11 protein-coding genes are annotated in these 11028 nt (G+C 62.7%); 6 read left to right on the top strand and 5 right to left on the bottom strand.

The features are described from left to right. Nucleotides 1–109: 109 nt before the first annotated feature. Nucleotides 110–2848, bottom strand: coding sequence for a glycoside hydrolase family 2 protein (locus AC5Y39_RS12505; RefSeq protein WP_500018438.1), 2739 nt, complete (start codon nucleotides 2846–2848; stop codon nucleotides 110–112). Between the two features lie 331 nt (nucleotides 2849–3179). Here AC5Y39_RS12505 and AC5Y39_RS12510 point away from each other — a divergent pair, with 331 nt between their 5' ends. The 3 genes from AC5Y39_RS12510 to AC5Y39_RS12520 all read left to right on the top strand — a co-directional run bounded on the left by AC5Y39_RS12510 (nucleotide 3180) and on the right by AC5Y39_RS12520 (nucleotide 4838). Then, entirely contained in the window at nucleotides 3180–3560 is a 381-nt protein-coding gene (locus AC5Y39_RS12510; RefSeq protein WP_500018436.1) for a DUF4189 domain-containing protein, read from the top strand. A 162-nt stretch (nucleotides 3561–3722) separates the two neighbouring features. Next, the gene (locus tag AC5Y39_RS12515; protein WP_500018434.1) at nucleotides 3723–4367 is read left to right on the top strand and encodes a DUF3060 domain-containing protein; all 645 of its coding nucleotides are present in this window, start codon (nucleotides 3723–3725) and stop codon (nucleotides 4365–4367) included. A 60-nt stretch (nucleotides 4368–4427) separates the two neighbouring features. Continuing rightward, complete coding sequence (locus tag AC5Y39_RS12520) at nucleotides 4428–4838, top strand: hypothetical protein (protein ID WP_500018432.1); 411 nt, start codon at nucleotides 4428–4430, stop codon at nucleotides 4836–4838. Between the two features lie 76 nt (nucleotides 4839–4914). Here AC5Y39_RS12520 and AC5Y39_RS12525 read toward each other — a convergent pair whose 3' ends face one another. From AC5Y39_RS12525 to AC5Y39_RS12540, 4 genes are all read right to left on the bottom strand, one after another. Beyond that, the gene (locus tag AC5Y39_RS12525) at nucleotides 4915–5316 is read right to left on the bottom strand and encodes a GGDEF domain-containing protein (RefSeq protein WP_500018430.1); all 402 of its coding nucleotides are present in this window, start codon (nucleotides 5314–5316) and stop codon (nucleotides 4915–4917) included. Continuing rightward, nucleotides 5313–6005, bottom strand: a complete 693-nt coding sequence (locus tag AC5Y39_RS12530) for a hypothetical protein (protein ID WP_500018428.1) — start codon at nucleotides 6003–6005, stop codon at nucleotides 5313–5315. The genes AC5Y39_RS12525 and AC5Y39_RS12530 overlap by 4 nt, the downstream gene beginning before the upstream one ends. Before the next feature lie 287 nt (nucleotides 6006–6292). Next, nucleotides 6293–6946, bottom strand: coding sequence for a TetR/AcrR family transcriptional regulator (locus tag AC5Y39_RS12535; RefSeq protein WP_500018426.1), 654 nt, complete (start codon nucleotides 6944–6946; stop codon nucleotides 6293–6295). After that, nucleotides 6939–8192 (bottom strand): cytochrome P450, encoded by a 1254-nt coding sequence (locus tag AC5Y39_RS12540; protein WP_500018424.1) that lies wholly within the window; start codon nucleotides 8190–8192, stop codon nucleotides 6939–6941. The genes AC5Y39_RS12535 and AC5Y39_RS12540 overlap by 8 nt, the downstream gene beginning before the upstream one ends. A gap of 603 nt (nucleotides 8193–8795) precedes the next feature. On the opposite strand from AC5Y39_RS12540, the gene AC5Y39_RS12545 reads away from it, so the two are divergent. From AC5Y39_RS12545 to AC5Y39_RS12555, 3 genes are all read left to right on the top strand, one after another. After that, nucleotides 8796–8978: a hypothetical protein gene (locus AC5Y39_RS12545; protein ID WP_500018422.1), complete on the top strand. Its 183-nt coding sequence runs from the start codon at nucleotides 8796–8798 to the stop codon at nucleotides 8976–8978. A gap of 116 nt (nucleotides 8979–9094) precedes the next feature. Next, nucleotides 9095–9886, top strand: coding sequence for a hypothetical protein (locus tag AC5Y39_RS12550; protein ID WP_500018420.1), 792 nt, complete (start codon nucleotides 9095–9097; stop codon nucleotides 9884–9886). A 195-nt stretch (nucleotides 9887–10081) separates the two neighbouring features. Then, on the top strand, nucleotides 10082–10768 hold the full coding sequence (locus tag AC5Y39_RS12555) for a TIGR02391 family protein (protein ID WP_500018418.1): 687 nt from the start codon (nucleotides 10082–10084) through the stop codon (nucleotides 10766–10768). Nucleotides 10769–11028 lie beyond the last annotated feature (260 nt).

Raw genomic sequence — 11028 nt, forward strand, 5'->3', positions numbered from 1 at the left:
GGCCGGTTCTACCCGCACACACGATGCAGGTCCCGCCGTCGGGTTCTGAGTTCCCGAAGGGCAGGCATTCAAACCAGCGCGCGCAATCCCGCTTCAGCGCCAACGACTTCTACCGGATTGGCACGCTGACGGCAGGTGTGTTGTAGCCGGTGACCCTGACCCAGGTCCCTGCGGTTCCGGGCGTCGGCACGACACCGCGGATCTCGACCGTCTCGCCGGGGAACACGGTCACGTAATTGTCGTCGTATTGGATGGGCAGGATCTCGTCGCCGTCGCGCGTCGGCAAGATCTCCGCCCGCTCGAAGAACGCGATCGACGTCGTCGGGTTGTGCAGCCGGATCGCGACGCCGTCACCGCCGTCGGCGCCCACGTGCTGGGCTGACACGTCGAGCGGAACCCGCGTCATGTAGTTCAGCGCCGTCATGTCCGCCCAGCTGGCCTGGGCGAGGTCGAACGCGGAATCGTTCTCCGGCACGCCGAGGTCGTCGCGCTGCTGCGACTGCCAGTAGACGTTCTCGGCGATCACCTTGCCCGTGCTGTCCAGCAATTCACAGCGAACGAAGTAGACCGGCGAGTCGGCCGGTCCCCGCGGCAGCGTCATCGCCCTGACCGATTCGCCCGACATCACGCTGATGTCATTCGTTGTGCGGTCTGTGCGCACGCGTCCCTGGAGGTCGTAGACGCGAACCCGCACATCGAGGTTCTTCTGGTAGGTCTGGGTCTGGTTGACGACCGTGACGTTGGCTGAAGTGTGGTCGCCGGTCGCGTAGGAGTCGAACACCACCGACAGCGGCCGCAGGCCCTTCTTGGCGCCGTAGTAGGCGCCGCCGGGCCGCAGGTAGTAGTCGAACAGGTTGCCGTAGAACGACGGCCAATGACTGTTGAGCATCCAGTAGATCGTCATCTTGTGGGTGGCCCAGCCGTCGGCGGCGAAGGTCTCGAACTGGGCGCGGGTCGCTTCGTAATGCGCCAATTGTGCTTTGGCGGCGAACATTTCGGCGCTCGTCGACGGACCGTAGCGCCGGTTGACGGCACGCTGAATGTTGGCCAACGTCGCGTTGCTGGGCTGGGCTCCGGCGTGGAAGTACCACGTGTCGTTGATCGGCCACAGCTTGTCGGGCGGGATGAACTTCTTCAGGCTCGCAAACGGCGGGATGTGTTCGTTGTTGCCCTGTTCGGCCGAGGATCCCCATGTGGCGCCGTAGCGTCCGCTGAACCAGTACGTCGGCGGCCGCCAGCTGTACGGCCCGGCCATGTCGATGCCGTCCCAGGTGGGTACGCCGTTGCCGTCGCGAGCCAACGACGACACCGTGTCGACGACCGCGTTCTGCCAGTGCAGATCAGTCAGGATCTTGCGGTATTCGGCGAGGATCGGCGGGGGTGGCAGGCCGTCGCTGCCGTTGGCCCACACGAACGCGGAGGCGTGGTTGTGCAGCGTCAGAATCTGCGAGCGCAGGCTGTCCATGGCGACGCGGTGATCTTCGGCGTCCCACTGCTCCCATTTTTCCCACTGGTTGCAGCACATCCAGCCGAACATCAGCGGAATGCCTAGTTCGTCGGCCTTCTCGACCAGGTGCTCGCTGGAGAATTTGCCCTCCAGCCGCAGCATGTTGAGGCCCAGGTCTTTCGCGTAGCGCAGCACCGCGGTCTCGCGGTCGGGGTCATACCGGTAGAGAAGGTCGGGGGTGTACGCGGCGCCGCGCACCAAGAAGTTCTTGCCGTTGACTTTCAGATAGAAGTCGCCGCCGTTGTCGGAGAACCGGGTGTCGCGGTCCTGCGTCACGGTGCGGATGCCGAACCGCTGTGTGTGGGTGTCGCTGAGCTGGTTGTTGACCCGGAATTCCACCTTGAGGTCATACAGGTTGGGTTGGCCTATGGTGTAGGGCCACCACAGGTCCGGCTTGTCGACGCGCAGCTGCTCGAATTCGTCGGGCGACAGCGTCACTTCGCGGTCTTCGCCGGGGGAAAGCATGACCGTCTTGTCCACACGGATCGCACGCTTGCCGGCGCGCGTGATGATCGCGCGCAGAACACCGCGGGTCTGCTGCGTCGAGTAGTTGTGCACATTCGCGCGGATGGTCAGCTGCGCAGAGTCGGTGCGGGGCAACGGAAGTTGACTGTTGACGAGCGCAGGACCGAGCCCCACGACGCCGGTCGCTTTCAGGTAGACGGGCTTGAAGATGCCGGCGTTGCGGTCGGACACGAACGAGTTGCCGTGCAGCGCATTCTTTCCCGGCCCCTGATAACCGAGGTAGTCCCAGTTGATCCAGTCGTTCCAGCTATCGGCCAGTTCGACGCCGTCGACGTCTTGCAGCGCGCGTTCGGGGGTGACCTTCACCGCGAGCGTGTTGGGTTGTCCTGGCGCAATCCACGGCGTCACGTTCAACTGGTGTTCGACATACATGCCGACAATTTGCTTGCTGTCGGCGACGAGATGGCCGTTCAGCCACACTTCGCCGCGATAGTTGATTCCCGGGAAATCGAGCAAATAGGTTGTGCGGCCCGCGGGCGCGGTGAAAGTGGTTCTATACCACCAATCTTGCTTGTACAGATCTTGCGGCACTTTGTCCCGAAGATTTTTGCCGACGTACAGGTCGGGATAAACGCCGTTCTCGCGAAGAATTTCCAGCACAGTCGCTGGCATGTGCCGAATTCGGTACCACGCGGAGTCGCGGTAGTCGGCACGCGAGACTGCCGGGCCCGGCGGAAGGCCGCCCGCCGGCGAGAGGCTCCAGTTCTGCGCCAACTCAAGGGTTTCCGGCGGATCCGTGCTTGCGAAGACCGGGTATGCCCCCGCGCACAGCAGCAGCGACAGCGCGATGCAGATCTTCGCGACAACCTTCAGCATGGTGTTGGAACTCCTGGCGCCCCGGCACCGCGCCACCCGGCGCTCGAGTCATCATGCCGCTGCGATCCGACACAGTAACAAGCCTTGGCCGCCGCCGGTGGTCGCGGGAGGCCCTGAGCACACTGCGCGGTCAATGCATTTCCGGCAAGTGACGCCCTTGGAATAACCCTGATGTCATTTACTGACGACGGCCGATCAAGGCCTCCTTTGAAGTCGGTCCGGGGTTAACTGTTGACGACTTTCATGATTCTCACAGCGATTTCACGGGCCCTGGATTACAGTCACTTCACCCCGGAAAGCCGGAATTCATGAACCGTCCGAAGGAGCCAGAATGTCGATCAAGCGCCTCACGGCATTAGCCGCCGGCGGCGCTGCCACCGCCGCAGTGCTGGGAGCCCTCAGCGTCGCGCCGGCCAGCGCGCAAGCCGACACCTACGTCGCAATTGCCTACTCCCCGGCCACCGGCGCCTTCGGCTGGGGAAACAACGCGTCTACCCGTGCGCAGGCCGAGGACGTCGCGATGGGTTACTGCATTCAGTACGGCGGCACCGACTGTCGCATCGCCGCGTGGGCGGTGAACGGTTGCGCGGCGCTCGCCACCTCTGCCAACAGTTGGTACGGCGGTTTCGGCGGAACTCTGGCGGCTGCTGAGAGCAATGCGCTCGGCAGAAATGGCGGTGGCGCCATTCAGATTTCGAAATGCTCGACGTAAATCGCGTCGAGCGTTAGCTGGCAGCCGGTCGGGGTGCGGTGCGGAGGTGAACGTTGCCTCCGCACCGCCGCTTTTTCTCGCCGATGACGGCGCACCTCTTTTTGCGTCAGCTATTTGTCGCGACATGCCCGTGGCCAACGCGGACCGTGGGACCATCGGGCAATGGAGCCCGACGGTGATCCCGAGGCGCGCATTCGGGAGTTGGAGCGACCCTTAGCGGCGCAGGCGCGCGCATCTGAACTGGGGGCTTCGTCGGGCGCAGCGAGTTTTGAGCCCGCAGGTGGGCCGCTCATCTACGGCGGTCCGATGCCGTCGGCTCCGCGGGCGGTGAACGCGGGTGCGTGGTGGCTGGTGGCGGTAGTGCTTGTCATCGGTTTGGTAGCGCTGGCGGCGGGTGTGGCCGGCTTCGGCGCACATGTGTTGTCCAATGGGCGCCCGACCGCCAGCCCACCGACCTCGCGCCCGAGCGTCCCGACGAGTGAGCCGCGGGCGTCGACCGGCTTCGCTCCCGCACCGACGGCGGCTTCGCCGGTTCCGCCGCCCGGCAGCAATGTGAGCGTGGCCGGAAGCAATGTCACCAAGACAATCGAGTGCAACGACAGCCTCGTCAGCGTCAGCGGATTTTCGAACACCGTCGTGATTCGGGGCCACTGCGGGCAAGTGACGGTTTCAGGGGTGCAGAACGTCGTCACCGTCGACGGCGTCGAGACCATCAGTGCGTCTGGCTTCGGCAACAAGGTCACGTATCACTCGGGATCTCCGCGAATTGACAGAAGCGGCGAGGGAAATGTCGTAGAACGGGGTTGACGATTCAGGTCACCGGCTCTCGGGTAAACCCATGAATCGCGCCAGGAGGAGGAGATGGCGATGGAAGTCAAGAAATTCGTCGCTAAAGCAATCGTTGTCGGCAGTCTCGGCCTGCCGGCCGCCGCCCTCGGGATGGGCGTGGCAAACGCAGACACGCGCCCGTCCGTGCCGACGCCGCCGCACATTCCTGTAGCGGCGGACACGATGACGCACGGCAACCGGGTCGCGCCGAACACCATCGCCAAACGATTCACATCACCGGGGACACCGCTTTCGGCTCGGGTGCAGCGGACGACGGTGAACGTGAACTCGGGGGCACCGACGACGACGGCTAACCCGTTCGGCTCCCTGGGAGGCCGGTCCGATGCCGCGGCGACGGGGCTCAACCGGCATGGGTGGGCCGACGCACGTTCGGCCGGGACATTCGGGCTGGGCCGGTTGCTCGGGTCTCTCGGTGGGTTGATGCGCTGAAAGCCCTAGGGCGACAACGTTGTTGTGGCTGCCTTTGCTCTTGTCAGCCCGCGTCTGGCGATGAGCGAGGCCTGGCTCAATCAACTGCGGGCTGGGCGGTTTTGGCGATTCTGGTCTGATTTCCACCCGCGCGTTTAGCGTCATACATGGCGGCGTCTGCGGCCGCGATCAAGGCCTCGACGAACTGGCGGTTGCCGCCGTCGGTCAGCTGTTCCAGTGATGCGCTGGCACAGCCGATGCTTGCCGTGACCGGGTGCGGACTGATGGCGATCGCATGCCGGAGCTGTTCGAGCGCTTCGAGGAACTCGCCGGCGGTGAGGGTGTCGGCGATGAGGAATTCTTCACCACCGACGCGCCCGATCGCCGCAGTCGCCCGACAGTTTGCGCGCAACGCATTGCCGACTTCGATCAAGGCTGCGTCGCCGGCGGCGTGGCCTTGGCTGTCGTTGAGCTGCTTGAAGTTGTCGAGGTCGATCATGCCACTGCCAAGAATCCGGAGTCGCCGTGCTGAGCGAGCAGAGTTTGCACCGCGGCGTGGAAGGCCCGCCGCGTCAAAAGGCCCGTCAATCCGTCGCGGCTGGAGCGGTGCAGGTCGACGCTGAGCGCATGCACCATCGACTGCACCGCAAAAGGTATGACCGTGTTCAGCATCAGAATCAGCGCCAAAGCGCAGCCGGCCAGTAAGGCTCCGGAGCGGTGCGCTACCTGGTCGAGGAGCAGCAGGGCGGTGAGCGTCGCGATCACGAAGTTGAGAACCATGTAGGGAGCGGTGTGGAAGAACGCGATGTAGCCGGCCAGTAAGGCGAACGCGCTACACCCCAGCACACCGGCCCAAGGCTCGGCCTGCACGAGACACGAAACCGCGATACCGACCTCGGCGACCAGGACGAAGAAGATGGATTGCCGACAGGTGGGCCAGCGCCACAACCACAACAGCGCCAGCACTGCGCATGTCACGACGATGATCACTGAGCAGGCACGTGCCGGCCAGAAATCACCAGGTGCCGCGGAGCTGTAGCAGGCTGCGGCCGGCAGCACAGCCAGCGACGCTATCGTCGCCGCCATCATCGTTCGCCATAACCGGTCCATGCCGCGCGAACTGACATAGCCACTGAGCCAGTCGTAGTGGTCGCTCTGCTGCCACCACCGCACCACCCAACTGCTCATGATCCAACCCGCCCGCGGACGTCGGAGCACCACCATCGCCATCGGCACTCTGCCGGGCGGATGGTACGACATCGGTGTTAACGGGGTGCTACGGCCTTTTGAGAAAGTTCATTGGTGTCCCGGCCTGCGTCGTGCCTCCAGTCGGACTCGAACCGACACTGGGCGGGTCCAAAAAAAGGACCAGCCGCTTCCGGCGACCAAGCGAACGGTTGATTTCCGTCGACGGCGGGGTACGCGAAGCCTCAACCTCTCATGGGACAACGCTTACAACGGCGAGGTTCTGTCTTCTACTGGGATGCGCCAGTCCGATGATGCGATCGTTCGTGGATCGAGAGCGACGCTATCCGTGGATAGAGGATCGCTGGGCCGAGCCATCGCGCAAGGAAGCGGCGCAGTTCGATTCCTTCCCGCGGGGGCAGCCCGGGATCGGTCAGCATGGATTGCACTGTGCGCAAGGTCATTTCGGCAAGGTCACGCAGCGCGGTTGTGTCGAAACCGTGCAGTCGCCAGTCGACATCGAAGCGGTGAAAGACCGACAGGCAGAAGCTGATCGCTGTGTCGGACGTCAGCGAGGTGACGGCTTCGCCCTCCCGGCGCCGGGTCAGCAGATTCTCCAGCTGTGGATCGCCGGCGAGGTTCTCGATTCCGAACGACACACTTTCGACGATGGCAGTGACCGGGTCGTTGAGTCCGCTGACGTGGTCGACAACTTGGTCGATGAACCCGTTGACCGCACGCATCGAGCTTGCAATCAGTAGCGCGTCAGCATTCGGGAAATAGCGGTACACCGTCTGGCGAGTGACACCGAGCTTGCGGGCGACGTCGGCAAGGCGCATCGCCGATCCGCGTTCGGCGACCACTTCGTCCACCGCATCCAGAATTCGGGCGATCGCCTCCTCGTCCGAGGCCGGTGTGGACCCCGCCCAGCCGCGACTACGCATCCGCCGTCACAAGCATTTCGACGTCGAACTCGATGGGAAGTGTTGTCGGGCCGGTCATTCCCAACACAGATTTCCACGGGGCCGCACCCACGCGATGAGGTGCACGGAGACGTCGTGTCAAGATTACAAGTGCTTCCGCCAATTCCCGGCGCGCCAGATTCGCCCCTAGGCAGTAGTGAGCGCCGCCGCCGAAGGTCAGAATCGGGGGTACGTCCTTGCGCGCGATGTCGAAGCGGTCAGCGTCGTCATAGATCGCCGGATCTCGGTTGGCTGCAAAGGTGTTTGCGAGCACGAACGTACCGACCGGGAACATGTAGCCACCGAACTCAGCATCCTCGACGGCGACCCGCGGCACGATACAGGCTGCCGGCGAGTGGCGCATGCTCTCCTCCACCGCCTGCATCGCGAGTTCTGGATGGTCGCGCAGCTTCGCCCATTGGTCTGGATGCTCGCAGAGCACCTGCACCGACGCCGCCAGTTGGTTTCGCGTGGTGTCCGTTCCCGCCATCAAGAAGCCGGCCACCAGCATGCGGAGTTCATCGAGACTCAGCCGATCGCCGTCGCTTTCGGCGCGGATGAGTTCGGAGAGCAGATCATCGGTGAGGTTGTTTCGACGGGCGGCGACCATGTCGTCGACGTAGGCGTCGAGTTCACTCCATGCGCGCATGATCGCAGCTTCATCGAAGGTGGCATCCGGCTGGAAGTTGAGAGCTTTGAAGATCTCCTCAGTCCAATCCGCGAACAGCTGCCAATCCTCGCGAGGCGCGCCGATCAGCGCGCACATGATCGGAGTCGGGTAGCGACGCGCGATGTCGGTCACGACATCGCAGCGTCCGGCGTCGATCACCCGATCGATCAGCCCATTCACCACCTCGTGGATCGTGTCGGTGAGGCGGGACGTCGCGCGGGGAGTGAATGCCTTGGAAACCAATTTGCGTAACCGGACATGCGGTGCGCCGTCAAGGCCCAGGAGGCTGCTCGCCATCTTGTCGTACAACGGGCCTGACGTAATGCCCTGCGCCGCCAGAGTGATACCGGGCGGGAGTCGAAACCTATTGTCGCGCAGGATATCCCGAGCCAACTCGTAGGACAGGATTTCCGGGCCGAGGGGGCCAATGGCAATGGGCGCGCGCGATTGCGCACTTCGCAGATCATCGAGCAGATCTCTCGGTGTGGCGGTGAGGCTGTAGTTGATCCTGGGGAGGCCAGCTTCGAAGACGCTGGGGGCGGCGCTGTGCGCGTTCATCGACGTCTCAACTTCCGTTGGGGCCCGACAGGCTCGGGTACGGACATATCTCTTAGGAATGTATGACCAGAGCCTTCGAGTGTCAATGACGTTCGGTATATCTGCTGTTCAACGGGCGACGATCGCTGAATAGCTCATACATCTAGCGCCGTAACGTCCACACCAGGAAGCCTCAGCGTGATGTGCTTCCCTTCGGTCAGCGCGATAGCCGGGGGTTGGCTGCTGGACCACGTGGCATGACGCTGGGGTGTGGACGCCGTGTGGACTCGGCGTCCCGCCGGGGCCGTGCTTCCACGCCCCTCATCGCCGCTTAGTCCTTGCCTCACCGGCAGATTTGCTTGGTGCCCCCAGTCGGACTCGAACCGACACTGGGCGGATTTCAAGAACGGACGGCGGGCTGTCGTGACCGCGACGTTTACAACCCGTGTTCACACCAATTGCGCTGATAAATCGCATGTTTCGACCTTCGCGGCTACGTTGAACTGCACTGCCCTGTCAGGGTTAGCCCTCTCAGGGTTGCGTAAGGAATGCGTAACCGAAGAACCGCCCGCAGCAAAGTCGAACGTACGGGCGAAGGCGAGACAATTTGTACGGAGGGTTGAGATGGACAGGATGACGGAGTGCGGCGGGGCGCTGGACTACGCGGATGAGTTCGAACGCGCCTACGACGACCTCATGGTCGCGTGGCTAATCGAGCACCCCGAGGCGCTAGAAGACGCCGATGCGATCCGCCGCGCCGCACTCGCCGGGATTGCAGCCGGGATTGCGGAGCTAGCCGACGCCTGACAGCACCGCGCGCGGGCTGAGCGCATGCGCCCAATTAACGGGCCAAGGCGGTGCGGTACGACACGCCCACCCATCCGCGCAGTCGAGATGTCGGCGCTTGCAGGGACGATGAAGAAATGCGCGAAACCGGCGATGCAGTCGAAGAGCTATCCGAAGAGCAGGTAGCGGCGAAGTGGTTGGAGATGGCACCGCTGATCGACCGGATGACCGAACGGATTCAAGACCCTGACGACTTCCCCGTCAGCGCCGGCTCGTCCCTGTCGGGCGATGATGCTAAGAGCAACCCGTATTGCGTCTCACACGCCGCTCGTTTGTGCCTCGTCAGCGGAGTCGACCATTTGCACGCCGCGAAGTCGCTTGTTCTCGATTTGCAGCTGTTGCACGCCTCAGCGGTCTACAGCCTTTTGCGCGGATCGTTGGAGAATCTCGCGGCGGCGTTCTGGATCCTTCACCCAACGCTGCGAAACGATCGAATCGAGCACACTCTTCGTTGGCATGCGCGGAATTTCCACGAACAGCTGATCGCCTTGGAACCGCTTGGGCTGGCCGACGAATCGACGCGCAACGCGAAGCTCGCCAAACTCGATGCGGTCGCCACGCCGCGCGGAATCTCGACAACAGATGTCCACAACGGTTACCGCAGCAGCATAGTGGTGAAGTATGCCGAGAAGCACTCACCGAGCGCCGATCCGTTGTTGCCGTGGCAGATTTGCTCAGGGTTCGCCCATGGAAGGCCCTGGGCCATTCTTGGGATGTCCGAGCAAGAGGCTTATGAGACATCGGACCCCGGCATGTTCATCATGAAGCTCACGAGCGACCTGAGCCGGGTGCTGTATCCGACGATCACGGGCTTTCATCTCATGACTGATGTCGTGAAGCTCTTGCAGCAGCGGTCTTGGCCCATCTAGTCGTCTAACCTCAACTGCACCAGATGTCACACCAGAACGCCTATACAACACAGCTTAGCGGTTTCTCAGCATTTGCATCGGCGTGGCGCGCCGGTATTCGTCGGTGTTTGGTGGAACCTTGGACGCACAGGGGTGTCGATCCGCGATGCCCAACGACGGAGACCGTGATTTCGGATGGACATCGGTAGAGCGCCGATGACGCGCACGCGCGTCGATGAGAAGGGCAACGTGACGACGGCAGAAATCCACGCCGACGATCACGGGAATGGGAAGCTCTACCTCAAGGTGGACGCCGACATCGAGGTTGGTGACGTCGTTCAGTACCAACTTCCGAACGGCAAGCCGCGCACAATGAAGATCGTCAAGCATGACGTGATGCAGGCACCGGGCGGCATGCGCATGACCTCAAACCTCGATCACACGGTATGCGAGTACGAGGTTGTCAGCGCAAAACCCTTGCGCCAGCCGAAGCGCGTCAACATTCCTGGGATGCACGACTCAATCTCTGAGGCAAGCGGCGGACAGTTCTCGGACGGGCACTATGACGACGCGGTGTTCAACGCGTTCAAGGCCGTTGAGGACCGCGTGAAATCACTCACGGGCAGCGAACTGAGTGGCAAGCCTTTGATGGCATCAATTTTCAGCGAGCAGAATCCCAAACTCGACATCACGTCGCTACGCTCACAAGGCCAGCAGAAGCAGGACGAGGCAGAGGGCTTCAAGTTCCTTTTCATGGGTGCTTCTTTGGGCTTGCGGAATCCGCGCGGTCACGGTGGCAACCTGGAGACCGACGAGCAGGAGGCGATGGAGATGCTGGCGTTTGCGAGTCTCCTGATGCGCGCCTTAGATCGTGCCGAGTTGCGACACGCCGGTCAGGAATAGCGGCGCATACGTGGTGACCTGAAATCGCCAGTACCACCTGGCTTGGCGAGTTACGGGCGACCTGGGTTGAAGTAGTCTCACGCGTCTTGAGTGTTAGGAACCAATGATGTTTGACGCTCACGTGATCGAAGTTGCGATCTCCACACCAAGCGATACCGACGAACAAGTCGAGGCGATCCGGAAAAGCCCTCGTGCCCTTAACATTTCACGGCGTAAGCGCGGCGCCGTTGTGGTTCTTTCATATCACTGGAAAAGCGATG

The organism is Mycobacterium sp. NGS39 (genome assembly GCF_059812765.1).

Bases quoted from the DNA above. Each gene is read 5' to 3' on its own strand.
- AC5Y39_RS12505 (WP_500018438.1), bottom strand. From the start codon at position 2,848: ATGCTGAAGGTTGTCGCGAAGATCTGCATCGCGCTGTCGCTGCTGCTG.
- AC5Y39_RS12510 (WP_500018436.1), top strand. From the start codon at position 3,180: ATGTCGATCAAGCGCCTCACGGCATTAGCCGCCGGCGGCGCTGCCACC.
- AC5Y39_RS12515 (WP_500018434.1), top strand. From the start codon at position 3,723: ATGGAGCCCGACGGTGATCCCGAGGCGCGCATTCGGGAGTTGGAGCGA.
- AC5Y39_RS12520 (WP_500018432.1), top strand. From the start codon at position 4,428: ATGGAAGTCAAGAAATTCGTCGCTAAAGCAATCGTTGTCGGCAGTCTC.
- AC5Y39_RS12525 (WP_500018430.1), bottom strand. From the start codon at position 5,316: ATGATCGACCTCGACAACTTCAAGCAGCTCAACGACAGCCAAGGCCAC.
- AC5Y39_RS12530 (WP_500018428.1), bottom strand. From the start codon at position 6,005: ATGAGCAGTTGGGTGGTGCGGTGGTGGCAGCAGAGCGACCACTACGAC.
- AC5Y39_RS12535 (WP_500018426.1), bottom strand. From the start codon at position 6,946: ATGCGTAGTCGCGGCTGGGCGGGGTCCACACCGGCCTCGGACGAGGAG.
- AC5Y39_RS12540 (WP_500018424.1), bottom strand. From the start codon at position 8,192: ATGAACGCGCACAGCGCCGCCCCCAGCGTCTTCGAAGCTGGCCTCCCC.
- AC5Y39_RS12545 (WP_500018422.1), top strand. From the start codon at position 8,796: ATGGACAGGATGACGGAGTGCGGCGGGGCGCTGGACTACGCGGATGAG.
- AC5Y39_RS12550 (WP_500018420.1), top strand. From the start codon at position 9,095: ATGCGCGAAACCGGCGATGCAGTCGAAGAGCTATCCGAAGAGCAGGTA.
- AC5Y39_RS12555 (WP_500018418.1), top strand. From the start codon at position 10,082: ATGACGCGCACGCGCGTCGATGAGAAGGGCAACGTGACGACGGCAGAA.